The sequence below is a fragment of the Rhizobacter sp. P3_B12 genome, from assembly GCF_056402895.1.
Genome location: NZ_JBFUGN010000034.1, coordinates 1 through 17,728, shown reverse-complemented (window position 1 = coordinate 17,728; position 17,728 = coordinate 1). Strand labels below are relative to the sequence as shown.

At 69.8% G+C, this 17,728-nt stretch carries 14 protein-coding genes and 1 tRNA gene; 11 read left to right on the top strand and 4 right to left on the bottom strand.

The annotated features are described in order from the left end of the window. From pepN to AC1D01_RS03910, 3 genes are all read left to right on the top strand, one after another. Window positions 1-2,007 (top strand): aminopeptidase N (pepN, locus tag AC1D01_RS03920; RefSeq protein WP_477864773.1); only part of this gene is annotated, 2,007 nt, incomplete at its 5' end. Next, a complete protein-coding gene (locus AC1D01_RS03915; protein ID WP_477864772.1) occupies window positions 2,004-3,041 on the top strand; it encodes a class 1 fructose-bisphosphatase in 1,038 nt (345 codons plus the stop codon). The genes pepN and AC1D01_RS03915, both read left to right, overlap by 4 nt. A 26-nt stretch (window positions 3,042-3,067) precedes the next feature. Beyond that, window positions 3,068-3,143 (top strand) — tRNA-Thr (locus tag AC1D01_RS03910). Window positions 3,144-3,218: 75 nt separating this feature from the next. On the opposite strand, the gene AC1D01_RS03905 is transcribed toward AC1D01_RS03910, so the two are convergent. Continuing rightward, a complete protein-coding gene (locus tag AC1D01_RS03905) occupies window positions 3,219-4,802 on the bottom strand; it encodes a methyl-accepting chemotaxis protein (protein ID WP_477864771.1) in 1,584 nt (527 codons plus the stop codon). Between the two features lie 211 nt (window positions 4,803-5,013). Then, on the bottom strand, window positions 5,014-5,430 hold the full coding sequence (locus AC1D01_RS03900) for a hypothetical protein (RefSeq protein ID WP_477864770.1): 417 nt from the start codon (window positions 5,428-5,430) through the stop codon (window positions 5,014-5,016). 325 nt (window positions 5,431-5,755) lie between these two features. Here AC1D01_RS03900 and AC1D01_RS03895 point away from each other — a divergent pair, with 325 nt between their 5' ends. Then, entirely contained in the window at window positions 5,756-6,319 is a 564-nt protein-coding gene (locus tag AC1D01_RS03895; protein WP_477864769.1) for an NADPH-dependent FMN reductase, read from the top strand. A 15-nt stretch (window positions 6,320-6,334) separates the two neighbouring features. Here the strand turns inward: AC1D01_RS03895 and AC1D01_RS03890 are convergent, their stop codons facing one another. Next, window positions 6,335-7,045, bottom strand: coding sequence for an SDR family NAD(P)-dependent oxidoreductase (locus tag AC1D01_RS03890; protein WP_477864768.1), 711 nt, complete (start codon window positions 7,043-7,045; stop codon window positions 6,335-6,337). A gap of 99 nt (window positions 7,046-7,144) precedes the next feature. On the opposite strand from AC1D01_RS03890, the gene AC1D01_RS03885 reads away from it, so the two are divergent. From AC1D01_RS03885 to AC1D01_RS03860, 6 genes are all read left to right on the top strand, one after another. Further along, on the top strand, window positions 7,145-9,037 hold the full coding sequence (locus tag AC1D01_RS03885; protein WP_477864767.1) for a TOL_0244 family TonB-dependent receptor: 1,893 nt from the start codon (window positions 7,145-7,147) through the stop codon (window positions 9,035-9,037). A gap of 1 nt (window position 9,038) precedes the next feature. Further along, complete coding sequence (locus tag AC1D01_RS03880) at window positions 9,039-9,611, top strand: TOL_0243 family YfiR-like periplasmic protein (RefSeq protein WP_477864766.1); 573 nt, start codon at window positions 9,039-9,041, stop codon at window positions 9,609-9,611. After that, complete coding sequence (locus AC1D01_RS03875; protein ID WP_477864765.1) at window positions 9,608-11,626, top strand: sensor histidine kinase, YfiR-like protein-associated; 2,019 nt, start codon at window positions 9,608-9,610, stop codon at window positions 11,624-11,626. Before AC1D01_RS03880 ends, AC1D01_RS03875 begins: the two co-directional genes overlap by 4 nt. A gap of 214 nt (window positions 11,627-11,840) precedes the next feature. After that, on the top strand, window positions 11,841-13,592 hold the full coding sequence (locus tag AC1D01_RS03870) for a beta-1,3-glucanase family protein (RefSeq protein ID WP_477864764.1): 1,752 nt from the start codon (window positions 11,841-11,843) through the stop codon (window positions 13,590-13,592). 126 nt (window positions 13,593-13,718) lie between these two features. Then, on the top strand, window positions 13,719-14,264 hold the full coding sequence (locus tag AC1D01_RS03865) for a YfiR family protein (RefSeq protein ID WP_477864763.1): 546 nt from the start codon (window positions 13,719-13,721) through the stop codon (window positions 14,262-14,264). Further along, on the top strand, window positions 14,261-16,207 hold the full coding sequence (locus AC1D01_RS03860; protein WP_477864762.1) for a putative bifunctional diguanylate cyclase/phosphodiesterase: 1,947 nt from the start codon (window positions 14,261-14,263) through the stop codon (window positions 16,205-16,207). Before AC1D01_RS03865 ends, AC1D01_RS03860 begins: the two co-directional genes overlap by 4 nt. Here AC1D01_RS03860 and bla read toward each other — a convergent pair. Then, window positions 16,204-17,100 (bottom strand): class A beta-lactamase, encoded by an 897-nt coding sequence (gene bla / locus AC1D01_RS03855; protein WP_477864761.1) that lies wholly within the window; start codon window positions 17,098-17,100, stop codon window positions 16,204-16,206. The genes AC1D01_RS03860 and bla overlap by 4 nt on opposite strands. Window positions 17,101-17,206: 106 nt before the next feature. Between bla and AC1D01_RS03850 the strand changes: the two genes are divergently transcribed. Next, the coding region (locus tag AC1D01_RS03850) for a LysR family transcriptional regulator (RefSeq protein ID WP_477864760.1) at window positions 17,207-17,728 on the top strand (522 nt) is incomplete at its 3' end.

Here is a 17,728-nt window from a genome sequence, read left to right as displayed (position 1 = left end):
ATGAACTCGCTGATCGCGAGCGTGGTCTGGGACGAGGCCCGCTTCAAGCTGCCGCTCGACCTGGAGCGCTTCATGATCGTCGCGGTCGGCGACTTCAACATGGGTGCGATGGAGAACAAGGGCCTGAACATCTTCAACACGAAGTTCGTTCTCGCCAACCCGGCCACCGCCACCGATGTCGACTACGCCGGCATCGAGAGCGTGGTCGGCCACGAGTACTTCCACAACTGGACCGGCAACCGCATCACCTGCCGCGACTGGTTCCAGCTGAGCCTGAAGGAAGGCCTGACGGTCTTCCGCGACCAGGAATTCAGCATGGACATGGCCGGCAGCCCCACGGCCCGCGCCGTCAAGCGCATCGAGGACGTGCGCCAGCTGCGCCAGATGCAGTTCCCCGAAGACGCCGGCTCGATGGCCCACCCGGTGCGCCCGGACAGCTACGTCGAGATCAACAACTTCTACACCGCGACGATCTACGAGAAGGGCTCGGAGGTGGTGCGGATGATGCAGACGCTGGTCGGCCGCGACGGCTTCGCGCGCGGCATCACGCTGTACTTCGCGCGCCACGACGGCCAGGCCGTGACCTGCGACGACTTCGCGCAGGCCATCGCCGACGCCAACCCCGACAGCGAGCTCGCGAAGCACCTGCCGCAGTTCAAGCGCTGGTACAGCCAGGCCGGCACGCCGCGCGTCAACGCACGCGGCCGCTACGACGCGCCGACCCGCACCTACACGCTGGGCATCGAGCAGAGCTGCCCGGCGTCGCCGGGGCAGGCGGTGAAGGAGTCGTACGTGATCCCGGTCGCGATGGGGCTGATCGGCCGCGACGGGCAGCCGCTCGCGCTGCAGCTCGAAGACGAGCCGGCGGCCGGCGGCACCGAGCGCGTGCTGGTGCTGCACGAATCGCGCAGCTTCTTCACCTTCGTCAACGTCGACGTGGAGCCGGTGCCGTCGCTGCTGCGCGGTTTCTCGGCGCCAGTGGTGCTGATCGACCACCTGTCCGACGACGACCTGCTGGTGCTGCTGAAGCACGACAGCGACCCGTTCAACCGCTGGGAAGCCGGCCAGCGCCTGGCGCTGAACCGCCTGCTGGCGGCGGTGGCGAGYGAGCAGCCGCAGCAGCCGCTGGATGCCGCCTTCATCGAGGCGATGCGCGCGGTGCTGCGCCAGCCGGAGCTCGATGCCGCCTTCAAGGAACTCGCGCTGACGCTGCCGAGCGAGACCTACGTCGCCGAGCAGCTGAACGTGGTCGACCCGCAGCGCATCCATGCGGCGCGCGAATCGATGAAGCTGCAGCTCGCGCAGGCCCTGCGCGACGACTGGCAGTGGGCGTTCGAGGCCCACCAGGTGCGCGGCGGCTACTCGCCCGACCCGGTGTCGGCCGGCAAGCGTGCGCTGGCCAACCTGGCGCTGGCGATGCTGTGCCTGGATGCCACCCGCCACGGCGACGCCGTGTGGCCGGGCCGCGCCTACCAGCGCTTCAAGGACGCCGGCAACATGACCGACCGGATGGGCGCGCTGGCCGCGCTGGTGCACGCGCATGCCGAGCTGGCCGAGCCGGCGCTGCAACGCTTCCATGAGATCTTCAAGGGCGAGCCGCTGGTCATCGACAAGTGGTTCGCGCTGCAGGCCGGCGCACCGGAGAAGGACGGCCGCGTGTTCACGCGCGCCAAGCAGCTGCTGCAGCACCCGGACTTCTCGCTGAAGAACCCGAACCGCGCGCGCAGCCTGATCAGCGCGCTGTGCATGCTGAACCCGGCCGCCTTCCACCGCCGCGATGCGGCCGGCTACGTGTTCTGGGCCGACCGCATGATCGAGCTCGACAGCCTGAACCCGCAGCTCGCCGCGCGCGTCGCCCGCGTGATGGACCGCTGGAGCAACCTGGCCGAGCCCTACCGCACCGCGGCGGGCGAGGCGCTGAAGCGCGTCGCGGCCAAGGCCGACCTGTCGAACGACGTGCGCGAGATCGTCGGCCGGGCGCTGCAATCCGGCGAGGTCGCGGCATGACGCAGCGCCTGACCCCGAAACGCATCAGCCTGACGCAGTACCTGATCGAGCAGCAGCGCAGCCACGGCAACATTCCGGCCCAGCTGCGCCTGCTGATCGAGGTGGTGGCACGCGCCTGCAAGCGCATCAGCATCAGCGTCAACAAGGGCGCGCTCGGCGGCGTGCTCGGCAGCGCCGAGACCGAGAACGTGCAGGGCGAGATGCAGAAGAAGCTCGACATCATCGCCAACGAGGTGCTGATCGAGGCCAACGAATGGGGCGGCCACCTCGCGGCGATGGCCAGCGAGGAGATGGAAGGCATCTACGTGGTGCCCAACCGCTTCCCGCAGGGCGAGTACCTGCTGCTGTTCGACCCGCTCGACGGCTCGAGCAACATCGACGTGAACGTCAGCATCGGCACGATCTTCTCGGTGCTGAAGAAGCCGGAGAGCAGCGTGGGCACCGGCGTAGGCGTCAGCGAAGCCGATTTCCTGCAGCCTGGGACGCAGCAGGTGGCGGCCGGCTACTGCGTGTACGGCCCGCAGACGATGCTGGTGCTGACGGTGGGCGACGGCGTCGCGATCTTCACGCTCGACCGCGAGGAAGGCGCCTGGCTGCTGACGCAGGATGGCGCGAAGATCCCGGAAGACACGAAGGAATTCGCGGTCAACATGAGCAACCTGCGGCACTGGGCGCCGCCGATGCAGCGCTATGTGGAGGAATGCCTGGCCGGCAGCACCGGCCCGCGCGGCAAGGACTTCAACATGCGCTGGATCGCCAGCATGGTGGCCGACGTGCACCGCATCCTGACGCGCGGCGGCGTGTTCATGTACCCATGGGACCAGCGCGAACCGAAGAAGGCCGGCAAGCTGCGGCTGATGTACGAGGCCAACCCGATGGCCTTCATCGTCGAGCAGGCCGGCGGCGCGGCGACCAACGCAGGCCAGCGCATCCTCGACCTGCAGCCCACCGCGTTGCACGAACGCGTCAGCGTGATCCTGGGTTCGAAGAACGAAGTTGAGCGCATCACGGCTTATCACCGCGAAAACGGCTGAAGCCGCGCTATACTCATTGGCTTCACGCCGGTGTAGCTCAGTTGGTAGAGCAGCGCATTCGTAATGCGAAGGTCGGGAGTTCGACTCTTCTCACCGGCACCAAGATCTCCAGCCCCCGGGGCCGGAACAAAAAAGCCGCTTCACAGCGGCTTTTTTGTTGCCTGCGCGTTGTTGATGTCAGGCGGGTAGCGCGGCAACGGCGGCGGCTGCTCCGCCGCTCAGCTTGAACACCGCGACCGCGTCCACCAGCATCCGCGCCTGCTGCCTCAGGCTCTCGGCGGCCGCCGCGCCCTCTTCGACCAGCGCCGCGTTCTGCTGCGTCGCCTGGTCCATCTGCGAGACCGCCTCGCCGACCTGCGACACGCCCGAGCTCTGCTCGACCGCCGCTTCGCTGATCTCGGCCACGATGTCGCTGACGCGCTGGATCGCGGTGACGATCTGCTGCATCGACTGCCCGGCGTGATCGACCAGCGTCGTGCCCTGCTCGACCTGCGCGACGCTGTGGCCGATCAGCGCCTTGATCTCCTTGGCCGCCGCCGCGCTGCGCTGCGCCAGCGTGCGCACCTCGGCGGCCACCACCGCGAAGCCGCGGCCCTGCTCGCCGGCCCGCGCCGCTTCCACCGCGGCATTCAGCGCCAGGATGTTGGTCTGGAACGCGATGCCGTCGATCACGCCGATGATGTCGACGATCTTCTTCGACGACGCCTGGATGCCGCGCATCGTGTCGACCACCCGGCCCACCGCCGCGCCGCCGTCGGTCGCCGCGCCGGAGGCGACCAGCGCCAGCTGGTTGGCCTGGCGCGCGTTGTCGGCATTGCTGCGCACCGTCGCGTTCAGCTCTTCCATCGTCGCGGCGGTCTGCTGCAGCGCGCTTGCCTGCTCTTCGGTGCGCTGGCTCAGGTCGAGGTTGCCCTGCGCGATCTGCGAGCTGGCGGTGGCGACGCTCTCGGCGTTGCCGCGCACGCTGCCGACGATCTGCACCAGGCTGTCGCGCATGCGCTGCAGCGCCCGCAGCAGGTGGCCGGTTTCATCGTGCGAGTCGATCTTCAGCGTCGTGCTCAGGTCGCCCTCGCTGACCTGGTCGGCGAGCACCGCGGCCTGCTTCAGCGGGCGCACGATCGAGCGCGTGACGGCCCAGGCGATCAGCGCGCCGAACGCCGCGGCCAGGCCGGCCAGGCCGAGCATCAGCAGGCTGTCGGCGCGGGCCGCCGCCTGGATGTCGCTCGCCACCTGGCGCATCTCCTGCTGCTGCGCCTCGACCAGCGCATCCACGGCCTTGAAGTAGGCGTTCTGCATCGGCCGCACATCGGCCAGCAGGCTCTTGGTCGCCGCGGCATCGTCGTCGGCAAAGCCGAGCGCGATCGCCTTGTCGATCGCCTGCTCGTACGGTGGCAAGGTCTGCGACACCGCCTTCAGCAGCTCGCGCGTCGAGGCGCTGCGCACCGTGGCTTCGAGCCCGGCGACGATCTCGGCATTCTTCGCGCGCATCTCCTCGATGCGCTTCCTCTCGGCCTGCATGACCGTCTTGTCCGACAACAGCACGATGTTGCGCACACCGCGTGCGATCACGTTCTGGTTGTCCTTCATGTGCGACAGCTGGACCACCTTGTCCATCTCGTCGCGCGTCAGGTCGCCGACCTGCTGGCTGATCGTCGCCATCTGCTGCCGGGCGGCCAGCGCCATCGCGACCGCCACCATGATCGTGATCAGGAAGCCGGCGCCGAGCCGTTTGCCGATCGTGAAGTTGCCGAGGAAATTCATCGTGGTCATCCTGAGGACGCTGCGGCGGGAGGCCACTACCAGCGCACTGAAGGCGATATCGACGACGGATGAACCGCCATGAAGCAGACAAACGTCCCGTATTGCACAGGGTTGCACACCCGCTCTGCCCATGCGGAACGCCCCGTGCGGCATGTACCGACACGGGGCGTAGGGAGTTTCCCTTCCGGCAGCGGCCTTCAGGCCGCCAYGCTCACTGGGCCGAACGCGAAGCGGCGCGCTGGGCGCTCAGCTGGTTGGTCGCCTCGGCGTTGTAGCCGGCCAGTTCGCCCTGGCTGACCGAGCGGCCGATCAGCTTCATGCGCTGTTCGAACTGCTGCTGCGCGCTGCCGGCGAAGGTGTCGCCCGTGACCGTCGGTGCCGAGGTTTCGCCGAAGGCCGGCGTGCGGCCGATCAGGCCCATGCGGGCGACGTGGGCGGCGCGCTGTTCGGCAGCGGTCTGCAGCTTGCCGGTGCTGCCGTCGACGATTTGCGCCGGGGCTTGTTCGCCGGCTTGGGCCGTGCGGCCGATCAGGCGCATTCTTTCGGCATATGACGAGGTCTCGGCCAGCGCAGCGCCATGGGCGGCGGCAAGGGCGAGGGAGGCGGCGATGAGAAGCTTGCTGTTCATGATGAGTTCCTTGAGCTTGAAGGTGGCAATGAAAGGTTGGATGGAGCTTGTTTCTTGCGGGTCGCCACGCCTTCATCGCGTGTCCGGCTCGTTCGAACTCGACGGGTCATCTGGTTGGAGACAAAGCATCGATGGGGTGAACTCTAGTGGTTAACCCTTGATTCATCGATGGGCGTTTGGTGAATTGATCATTGCCCCGATCGCAACAATGACGCCCACTCGGCCTCCTTGAAGTCCTGGACATCTCCCCCACGGCGGTGTCGCGCCGGGGCAGCGCGGGGTAGTCTTCCGGCTCGCATCCCGATCACTTCCAGGAGACCACCGCATGGGCAGCACCTCCCCCCTCGACGTCGTCGCCATCGTCGGCAGCCTGCGGCGCGCGTCATTCACGCGCGCGCTCGTGAACGCCTTCACGCCGATCGCGCCGCCGTCGCTGAAGATCGAGATCGTCGGCATCGGCGAACTGCCGCTCTACAACGAGGATCTCGAGGCCGACCCGCCCGCCGCCTGGAAGGCCTTTCGCGAGCGCGTCTCGCGCGCCGATGCGGTGCTGTTCGCGACGCCCGAGTACAACCGCTCGATACCCGGTGTGCTGAAGAACGCGATCGACGTCGGCTCCCGCCCCTACGGCAAGAGCGTCTGGTCGGGCAAGCCGGCCGCGGTGGTGAGCTGCTCGCCCGGCGCGATCGGCGGCTTCGGCAGCAACCACCACCTGCGGCAGTGCCTGGTGTTCCTCGACATGCCGGTGCTGCAGCAGCCCGAGGCCTACATCGGCAACGTCTCGAAGCTGCTCGGGCCGAACGGCGAGATCAGCGACGACAAATCGCGCGAGTTCTGCACCCTGCTGCTGCAGAAGTTCGAGGCCTGGATCCAGCGCCAGCGGCGCTGAACGGCCCGGTGGGCCTCAGCGCCCGCCGCGCACCGGGATGGCGGCGCCGTGGATGGCGCGCGCCTCGTCGCTGCACAGGAAGGCGATGACACGCGCGATGTCCTGCGGCGCGGTCCAGGTGCTGAAGTCGGCCTGCGGCATCGCGCTGCGGTTGGCCGGCGTGTCGATGGTGCCGGGCAGCACCGAGTTGGCGCGCACGCCGCTGCCGCGCAGCTCGTCGGCCAGCGTGGCCATCAGCGAGAGCACCGCGGCCTTCGACGCCGCATAGAGCCCCGAGCCTGCGGCCGCGRCCAGCCCCGACATCGCGGCCACGTTGACGATGGCGCCGGCGCCCTGCGTGCGCATCGCCGGCACCACGGCGCGCAGCAGCGCATGCATGGCGCGCAGGTTCATGCCGATCATCTGCTCGAGGACGGCGCCATCCTGCTCCCACAGCGGTGCCCCGCCGGCATAGCCGCCGATGGCATTGACCAGCGCATCGATGCGCCCGTGGCGCTGCAGGCATGCGGCGACCGCCTGCCGCACCGCGGCCTCGTCACCGGCATCCAGCTCGATCCCCTGCACCGCCACCGCGCCAGGCCGCAACTGCGCGAGCAACTCGTCGAACGAGCGGCGCTGGCGGTAGCTGACGATCACGCTCGCGCCCGCATCGACGAAGGCTTGTGTGACGGCGCTGCCGAGCGCGCCGGTGCCACCGGCTACGAGGACGATCGCGGGACGGTTCATCGTGGGCTCCATGAAATGAGACCGGATTCTCGCCTCAAGGCCGGTCACCCCGGGCAGTTGCGGCTCGACAGCCGCGCGCGGAAGTCTTAGGCTGCGGCGATGGGAGTCAAGATCGCCGCCACCAGCGCGGCCCTGTGCATTGCGGTGTCGGCTGTTCAGGCGGCAGACCCGGGCTTGACCGATCTCTCGATCGAAGAGCTGGCCAACCTGCAGATCACCTCGGTGTCGCGCCGCGCCGAACGGCTGAGCGACGCCGCCGCCGCGGTCTACGTCATCACCCCCGAGGCGATCCGGCGATCCGGAGCCACCTCGCTGCCGCAGGCACTGCGGCTGGCGCCCAACCTGCAGGTGGCGCAGGTCAACGCCAACCAGTACGCGATCACCGCGCGCGGCTTCAACAACGCCATCGGCAACAAGCTGCTGGTGCTGATCGACGGGCGCACCGTCTACACGCCCTTCTTTTCCGGCGTGTTCTGGGACCAGCAGGACCTGCTGCTGGAAGACGTGGAGCGCATCGAGGTGATCAGCGGCCCGGGCGCAACGCTGTGGGGCTCGAACGCGGTGAACGGGGTGATCAACGTCATCACGCGCGCCGCCGCCGAGACGCAGGGCGTGCTGGCCGTGGCCGATGCCGGCACCAACGAGGGCCGGCTGGCCGCCCGCTACGGCGGCACGCTCGGCGAGCTCGGGCACTTCCGCCTGTATGGCAAGCGCTCGCACCTGAGTCCCACTCGCAACGCGGCCGGGACCGAAGCGACCGACCGCTGGGACATGCAGCAGGCCGGATTCCGCGCCGACGGGTCCGCCGGCAGCGACGACTGGACGCTGCAGGGCGACATCTACCGTGGCATCTCCGATGCGCAGTTCTTCCTCGGGCTGATCAACCTCGGCCGGCTCGAAGCCTCCGGGGCCAACCTGCTGGGCCGCTGGACGCACCGCTTCGACGGCGACTCGAGCCTGCGGCTGCAGGCCTACTACGACCGCAGCAAGCGCGACGACCCGCTGGCGTACCGGCCGCAGGAGCGCATTGCCGACTTCGAGGCCCAGCATGCGCTGCGCCTGGGCGCGCACCAGCTCGTGTGGGGTGGCGGCTACCGGCGCGCCAGCGACGACGTGCAGCCCGGCCTCTTCTTCGGCTTCGTGCCGGCGAGCCGCACGCTCCACTGGAGCAACCTGTTCCTGCAGGACGGCAYCCGCCTCGGCGACAACGTCGACCTGACGCTCGGTGCCAAGCTGGAGCACAACGACTACACCGGCACCGAAAAACTGCCCAGCGCACGCCTGGCCTGGAAGCCGGCGCCGCAACAGCTGCTCTGGGGCGCTGTCTCCCGCGCGGTGCGTGCACCGGCCCGCCTCGACCGCGACATCCGGTTGCCGCCGCCGCCACGCCCGGTCTACATCATCGCTGGCGGCTCGGACTTCGTCTCCGAGGTGGCCACCGTCTTCGAACTCGGCTGGCGCGAACAGCTGGGCGCGCAGCTCAGCTACTCGGTCGCCGCCTTCCACACCCGCTGGAGCCGCCTGCGCAGCGGCCAGCCGCCGCCGAACGCGCAGGTGCAGAACATGATCGACGGCAGCACCCAGGGCATCGAAACCTGGGCCGACTGGCGGCCGGTGCCGCGCTGGCGGCTGAGCGCCGGCTTCACGCTGCTGCTCGAAGACCTGCAGGTGATGCCCGGCAGCACCGACCCGGTCGGCCCGCGCGCGCTCGGCAACGATCCGCACCACCAGTGGTCGCTGCGCAGCAGCTTCGACCTGACGCCGACGCAGGAGCTCGACATCGATGTGCGCCGCGTCGCGGCGTTGCCCGACCCGCAGGTCCCGGCCTACACCGCATGGGACCTGCGCTACGGCTGGCGGCCGCGCGCCGACCTGCTGCTGGCACTCGTCGGGCGCAACCTGTTCCAGCCCGCGCATGCGGAGTTCGGCGACCCGGGTCCCCGCAGCGAGATCGCGCGCAGCGCGCTGCTGCAGGTGACCTGGACGTATTGACGTGGACACGGTGAAGGCAGCCGACCCGCCGCGCCGCTTCGGGCGGCGGCGGATGCTCGGCCTTGCCCTGCTGTTCGCCATGCCCTGCGCCGCCCAGTCGCCCGGCAGTGCCGCCGAGTACCAGATAAAGGCCGCCTACCTCTACAAGTTCCTCGCCTACATCGAGTGGCCGCCGCAGGCCTTCGAGCGCGAGCACGCGCCGATCGCCATCGGCGTGCTCGGCTCGGAGCTGCTGGCCGGCGAGCTCGCACAGGCCGTCTCCGGGCGCGAGGTGAACGGCCACGACATCGTGGTGCGCCGGCTGCGCGCCGGCGACACGGCGGCCGGCCTGCACGTGCTGTTCATCGGCCGCGGCGACAGCGGGCGGGTCGCGCAGATCACCGCGGCCGTCAAGGGCCAGCCGCTGCTGATCGTCAGCGAGTCCGACGACGCCTTCGCGCTCGGCAGCGCGATCAACTTCCTGGTCGTCGACGACAAGGTGCGCTTCGACGTGGCGCTGCGCCCCGTCGAGCAGGCCGGCCTCAAGGTCAGCTCGCGCCTGCTGGCGGTGGCCCGCAAGGTGAATTCGCCATGACGATGCGCGGCACCCGCTCGCTGCGCGCCAAGCTGATCGGCATCGTGCTGCTGACGACGCTGCCGGCGGTCGCGGTCGCGATCGCCGCGCTGGTGGCCTACGACCTGCGGGCCTATCACCAGGCCTGGGTCAGCGACATCGGCACGCAGGCCGAGCTGATGGGCCGCACCACCGCGCCGGCCCTCGCCTTCGACGATGCGAAGGCGGCGAGCGAGAACCTCGGGCTGCTGCGCTTCCGGCCGCAGGTGCATGCGGCGGCGCTGTACAGCTCGCGCGGCCAGCTGTTCGCGTCGTATGCGGCGGCGCCGCAGCAGGCCCGCTTTCCGCCTCAACCCGAAGCCGACGTGGAGCGCGTCGACGGGCGCGACCTGGTCGTCTTCCGCCGCGTCGTCAGCGGCGGCGAGTTCCTGGGTACCGTCTACCTGCGTGCCGACTACGAGCTGTACGACCGCTTCCGCGACTACGCCGGCATCGCCGCGGCCGTGGCGGCGCTCGCGATGCTGCTGGCCTGGCTGATCTCGCGCTGGCTGCAGTCGATCGTCACGCGCCCGATCCTCGCGATCGGCCAGGTGGCGCGCGAGGTGGTCGACCAGCGCGACTACTCGCGACGCGCCGAACGCATCAGCGACGACGAGGTCGGCATCCTGGTCGATTCGTTCAACCGCATGATGGCCGAGGTGGAGCGGCATGCGCTCGACAACCGCCAGGCGCTGCTGAAGATCGAGCAGGAGATCGCCGACCGGCGCCAGGCGCAACAGGAAGTGATGCGCTTCAACGAGCAGCTGGAAAGCCGGGTCGGCGAACGCACCGCGCAGCTCGAGGCGTCGAACCGCGAGCTGGCGCTCGCCACCGAGGCGGCGGAGAAGGCCAACCGCGCGAAGTCGGAGTTCCTCTCCAGCATGAGCCACGAACTGCGCACGCCGCTCAACGCGATCCTCGGCTTCGGCCAGCTGCTGGAATCCAACGCCCATGCGCTGCCCGACACCAAGCGCGTCGAGTTCACGCAGCAGATCCTGAAGGCCGGGCGGCACCTGCTGAACCTGATCAACGAGATCCTCGACCTGGCACGCATCGAATCGGCCAACCTGATGCTGTCGCTGGAGCCGGTGGGCCTGGCCGACATGCTGCGCGAATGCGAGACCATGATCAGCCCGGCGGCCGACCAGCGCGGCATCCGGCTGTTCTTCCCCGACGACAGCGGCCTGAGCGTGATCGCCGACCGCACGCGGCTCAAGCAGGTGCTGCTCAACCTGCTGTCGAACGCCGTCAAGTACAACCGCGAGCGCGGCACGGTGGTCGTGGAATGCACGGCGCTGGCCGACGAGCGGGTGCGCGTCTCGGTGCAGGACACCGGCAGCGGCCTGCGGCCGGAGCAGCTCGCGCTGCTGTTCCAGCCCTTCAACCGCCTGGGCCAGGAAGCCGGCAACGTCGAGGGCACCGGCATCGGCCTGGTGGTGACGAAGCGGCTGGTCGAGCTGATGGGCGGGCGCATCGAGGCGAGCAGCACCGCCGGCATCGGCAGCGTGTTCGCGATCGAGCTGCGCGCGGCGCACGGGATGCCGCCCAGCGCACCGTCCACCGGCCACGGCGAGCTGCGCAGCGGCCTTGCGCCGGGCGACCAGGACGACACGCCGCTGCTGCTGTACGTGGAGGACAACCCGGCCAACCTGCAGCTGGTCAGCGAGATCGTCGCGCTGCGCGGCGACATCCGGCAGATGTCGGCACCGGATGCACAGCTGGGCATCGAGCTGGCCCGCGCGCACCGGCCGCAGATCATCCTGATGGACATCAACCTGCCGGGCCTGAACGGCAAGGACGCGCTGGGCGTGCTGCAGGCCGACCCGGTCACCGCCCACATCCCGGTGATCGCGCTGACCGCCAACGCGATGGCCGGCGACGTGGCGCGCGGCATCGCCGCCGGCTTCTTCCGCTACGTGACCAAGCCGATCGCGATCGACAAGCTGAACAAGGCGATCGACGACGCGCTCGCGCGGGCACTGGCCGGCGACCGCTGACCCGCGGCGTTCACTGGCAACCCGGCACTGGCAACCCGGCACTTGCAACCGATTGTTCGGCGGAATGGATGCCCATCGCCCGGCCGCCCGTGAAAGCGCTTTCTCATCTTGTTGCAAAGCACCGCCCCGGCGCGCCTCGCCCGCTTCGAGAATGCCCGGGCACTGCCGGCGCGGCCGGTGGAAAGACACCTTCGAGGGAGTGAGCATGTCGGGCATGAGAAGAGGATTCCTGGGATGGCTGGTGGCGGCGTTCGCCGCGCTGGCCTGCTTCGCGGCACCGGCCGGCGCGGCCGACTTCACGCAGGGCGTGACCAGTTCGGGCAGCACCGCGACGATCTGGTTCAAGTCGAGCGTCGCGACCACCTGGGTCGACATCCACTACCAGGTCAACGGCGGCGCGCAGCAGAACCTGCGCATGGGCTACAACAGCGCGGCCGCGCGCTACGAGCAGGTCGTGACCGGCGTCGCCTCGGGCAACACGCTGGGCTATTTCTTCACCTACAACAACGGCGCGCCGGCCTATGACTCGGCACGCTTCACCGCCACGGTGGGGGGCGGCACCACGACACCGCCGCCCACGGCCAGCGGCGCGATCTGCTTCTACGAGCATGCCGACTACCAGGGTGCCTCGTTCTGCGCCGATGCCGACAGCAGCTGGATCGGCGGCACCTGGAACGACCGCGCCTCGTCGGTCAAGGTCAAGAGCGGCTACCAGGTCGACCTGTTCGACGACATCAACTACGGCGGCCGCAAGCTGACGCTCAGCGCCGACACGCCCAACCTGCCGAACGTGAACTTCAACGACATCGTGTCGTCGTTCCGCGTGCGCCAGGGCAACGGCGGCGTCGACCTGCCGGTGGGCAACGGCGTGATGACGATCAAGCTGGTGAACGGCACCAACGGCGCGTTCGCCGACAACCAGGTCTACTGGTCGATCATCGGCTACAACCCGGACACCAAGGTGCTGTCGCACGTCGATGCGAGCGGGCGCCTGATCCCGGCCGCGGTCGCCGACAACGACGCCGCCAACCGCGTCGCGAAGAACGGCCAGAACTACGCGAACTACTTCAACAAGCTGAGCGACGCCGGCTGGGTCTCGATCCCGAAGATCGATTCGGGCCGCATGTTCATCAGCCTCGGTTCGCCGATGTTCATCAAGATCAACGTCGCCGGCGACGGCCGCCTGGGCTTCGCCGGGCCCGACCTCGGCAACCCGGGCGACCCGAACCAGGACGTGAACTTCGAGTGGATCGAGTTCACCGTCGACAACAGCGGCTACCACGGCAACACGACGCGCGTGGACCAGTTCGGCTTCCCGATCAAGACGCGCCTGCTCGGCAAGGACGGCTACGACCGCACGTTGGGCGACAACGCATCGCGGGCGCAGATCTTCGCCGACTTCGAGGCGCTGCCGCAGGCCGAATTCCGCGCGCTGGTGCAGCGGCCGTACCGCATCATCGCGCCGGCCAAGTCGGTGTTCGGCGCCGGTCGCGCGCAGGGCAACTACTTCGCGTCCTACGTCGACCAGGTGTGGAGCCGCTACGCCGGCACCGACCTGGTGTTCAGCGCCGAGGCCGGCACCTTCCGCGGCCGCGTGATCGGCAACGACTTCGTGTTCTCGAAGGACGGCGGCCCGCAGAACCTGTACATCCGCGGCAAGCCGACGACGCAGGGCATCCTCGAGGCGTCCGGCAACCTGGCGAGCGGCAGTTCGCAGGAGCTGGTGGTGCAGGCGCAGATCGCGGCCGCGTTCAACCGCCACCTGCTGATCAGCGTCGACCCGTCGCAGTGGAGCAACTCGGCGGCGTACTACCCCGCCGGCCCTGCCAACTACTACGCGAAGTTCTGGCACGACCACAGCATCGACGGGCTGGCCTACGGCTTCGCCTACGACGACGTGCGCAGCAAGAGCACGCTGCTGGAGCACCCGACGCCGCGCGGCATGATCGTCACGGTGGGCTGGTAAGCCCCACGGGGCTGTGCCGGTACGCGTGTCCCGCGGCCGGCGCTCAAGCAGGCCCGGGCCGGGCCGATAAGAAAAGGCGCCGTCCGCATGTCGCGGGCGGCGCCTTTTTTCCGTTCTGCCCGCGCCGTGAATCGCCTTCCCTCCCCGGTCCCCCGGTTGCCGTCCTGCCTGCTGGCTGCGCTCGCCGGGGCGGCGCTGTGCGCCGGCATGCCGGCCGCGCGGGCTGCACCGGGCGACGAGGCCGAGCAGAAGGCGACCCTGGTCTTCAACCTGCTGCTGTTCGTCGACTGGCCCGTCGACGTGCTGCCGCCCCAGGCGCCGTCGCTCGCGCTGTGCATCGACGGCGCGAGCCCGCTGCAGGCGGCGGTGAAGGCACTGGAGGGCCGCATCGTGCGCCACTGGCGGCTCGACGTGCGCGAGCTCTCGGCCGCCGGCAGCTGGTCGGCCTGCCATGCCGCGCTGCTGGACAGCCCGTCGAACGCGCCGCTGCGCCCGCCGGTCGGCACGCTGCTGATCTCGGATGGCGACGCCGCGCCGTCGGTGCGTGCCGCCGTGGCGCTGCACCGCACCGGCGGTCGCGTGGTGTTCGACATCGATCTCGCGACCATCCGCGAGTCGCGCCTGCAGGTCAGCTCGAAACTGCTGCGCGTGGCGCGCCGGGTGACCGAATGACCGGCGGGCGAATGATGGACCTCATCGAGCGCCGCCGCGATCCGTTCCGCGTGCAGCCGGGGCCGCAGCTCGGGCGCCGGCTGATGCGCGCGGTGGCGCTCAGCGTCAGCACCGCGCTGCTGGTGGCCGGGCTCAGCTTCGACGCCTACGTGTACTTCTCGCTGCGCAGCGCGATGGTCGACGACCTCACCGCGCAGGCGCACATCGTCGCCGACAACAGCTCGGCGGCGGTGCTGTTCGGCGACAGCGGCGCCGCCGCGCAGACCCTGTCCGGCCTGCAATCGTCCGAGGCCATCGAAAGCGCCTCGCTGCACGACCTGCAGGACCGCATGGTCGCCGCCTACCGCGCACCCGACCTGCGCACGCAGCGCGTCGACCCCGCGCCGCTGCCGCCGCCGCTCGCGAACGAAGGCCATCTGTTCGCGCAGAACCGCCTGCACGTGCGCGTGCCGGTGCGCGAGGGCGACCGCGTGGTCGGCCACGTGCTGCTGAGCGCGAGCCTGCGCCCGCTGTACGAGCGCGTCGCCGCGTTCGTCGCGATCACGCTGGTGGTGAGCCTGGTGTCGTTCGCGCTGGCGTATGCGCTCGCGATCGGCATCCGCCGGCAGATCGAGGGCACCGAGAAGCGCCTGGACTACCTCGCCCACTACGACCCGGTCACCGGGCTGCCGAACCGGCATGCCGCCAACGAGCAGATCCAGCGGCTGATCTCGACGGTCGGCCGCACCAGCGAGGGCTTCGGCCTGCTGCTGCTCGACCTCGACGACTTCAAGCTCGTCAACGACACGCTCGGCCATGGCGTCGGCGACGAGCTGCTGCGTGCGCTGGCCGGGCGGCTGACCAAGTTCATGCGGCCGACCGACGTGGCGTTCCGCTTCGGCGGCGACGAGTTCGTGATCCTGTCGCCGCGCGTCGTCGACCCGGTGCAGCTGCAGGCGCTCGCCAACGCGGCGATGCGCGCGTTCGACGAGCCGCTGACGGTGGGCGCCCAGCTGCTGCGGGTGCGCGGCAGCGCCGGTGTCGCGCTGTACCCGAACGATGCGCCCGATGCGGCCTCGCTGGTGCTGGCCGCCGACACCGCGATGTACGAGGCCAAGCGCATGGGCAAGAACACCTTCGCGCTGTTCCAGCCCCGCATGCTGAACGACACGACGCGGCGCGTGCAGCTCGAGGCCGACCTGCGCGAGGCCGTCTCGCACCAGCAGCTGCGGCTGCTGTACCAGCCGATCGTCGACCTCGCCACGCAGCGGCTGGTGGGCGTGGAGGCGCTGCTGCGCTGGGAGCATCCGCGGCTCGGCCAGGTGTCGCCGGTCGAGTTCATCCCGATCGCCGAATCGAGCGGGCTGATCGTCGACATCGGCCAGTGGGTGCTGCATGCCGCGTGCCGGCAGATCCGCAGCTGGCACGACGCCGGGCAGCGGCTGCACGTGGCGGTGAACGTCTCGGCGCTGCAGATCCGGCGCGGCATCCAGGCGCAGATCGATGCGGCGCTGCGCGCGTCGGGGGCCGATCCGCGCGCGCTGCAGATCGAGATCACCGAGCATTCGATGGTCGAGGACCTGGCCAGCAACGTCGCGCAGCTCGAAGCCGTGCGCGCGCTCGGCATCCAGGTGGCGGTCGACGATTTCGGCACCGGGCTGTCGTCGCTCGCGTACCTGAAGCGGCTGCCGATCGGCAAGCTGAAGATCGACCGCGCCTTCGTGAAGGACCTGCCGGACAGCAGCGACGATGCGGCGATCGCGTCGGCCATCATCTCGATGGCGCACAGCCTGTCGCTGACCGTCGTCGCCGAAGGGATCGAGACGACGGCGCAACGCGACTTCCTCGCCCTGCAGCACTGCGATTTCGCGCAGGGCTACCTGTACAGCAAGCCGGTGAGCGTGCAGGCGATCGATGCGATGCTGGCTTCCGGTCGCGTGCTCCCGGCACTCTCCGCGTCCTAGACGGCACGCGCTGCGGCCTCGCGCGCCACGGCCGCCAGCGCGGCATTCAGGCGCTTCGCATCGGCCTGGCTGTCGGTCAGGTACGCGGTGATGACCAGCGGCGCGCGGTTCGGCGGCCAGACCACGGCCACGTCGTTGGTGCTGCCGCGCGCGCCGGTGCCGGTCTTGTCGGCGGCGCGCCACTCGGGCGGGAGCCCGGCGCGCAGGCGATCGGTGCCGGTGCGCACCGCCTCCATCCACGCCACCAGCCGCGCGCGCGACGCGTCGGAGAGCGCCGTGCCGAGCAAGGCGCCTTGCAGCGCGATCGCCATCGAGCGCGGCGTCGTCGTGTCGCGCGGATCGCCGGGGCGGGCCTCGTTCAGCGCTGGCTCGGTGCGGTCCAGCCGCGTCTTCGTGTCGCCCAGCGTGCGCGCGTAGCGGGTGATCGCTGCCGGCCCGCCGAAACTCGCGAGCAGCAGGTTCGCCGCGGCGTTGTCGCTGACCAGCACGGCCGCTTCGCACAGCTCGGCGATGCTCATGCCGTGGTCGCCGACGTGCTTCTCGGCGACGGGCGAATGGCTGATCAGCATCTCGCGGCGCACCGCGACACGGCGGTCCAGCCGCTCGAGGCCGGCATCGACGCGCTGCAGCGCCAGTGCCGCGGCGAGCCACTTGAAGGTGCTGCACATCGGGAAGCGCTCGTCGAGGCGGTGGCCGTCGAAGCGGCCGCTGCCGGTGTCGAGCACCGCGATGCCGAGCCGGCCACCGGATTCGGCCTCGATCGCCGCCCAGCGGGGGTCGATCGCCTGCTCCAAGTTTTTCTGGGCGGCCTGGGTCGGCATCGCGGCGCAGGCCATCGGCAGCGCCGTCGTCAGCGACCACGCGAGCGCGCTGTTGAACTGTCTTCTTTGCATCGTGACTTCCTCGTGGCTTGTCGGTTCGGAGAGCGTGCACGATAGCCATCGCCCCGGCTTCGCTCAAACACTGCTTTCGGGGGTGAGCCCCCAGATAATCCGGGCCATGCAACTTCCGTTGAATGCCATGCGTGCCTTCGAGGCGTCGGCGCGCCACCTGAGCTTCACGCGCGCCGCGCTGGAGCTGTGCGTGACGCAGAACGCCGTCAGCGCGCAGGTGAAGAACCTGGAGCAGCGGCTGGGCGTGGCGTTGTTCCGCCGCCTGCCGCGCGGGCTGGCGTTGACGGACGAGGGTGCGGCGCTGCTGCCGATGCTCAGCGAGAGCTTCGAGCGCATGCGGCTGGTGCTGGAGCAGTTCGAGGGCGGGCTGCGCCGCGAGGTGCTGACGGTGGCGGTGGTCGGCACCTTCGCGGTCGGCTGGCTGCTGCCGCGGCTCGCGGCCTTCCGCCGCGACCATCCGTCGATCGACCTGCGGGTGCTGACCAACAACAACCGGGTCGACCTGGCGGCCGAGGGGCTGGACTGCGCGATCCGCTTCGGCGACGGCGCCTGGCACGGCACCGAAGCCGAGCCGCTGCTGGAGGCACCGCTGTCGCCGGTGTGCACGCCAGCCATCGCGCGGCGGCTG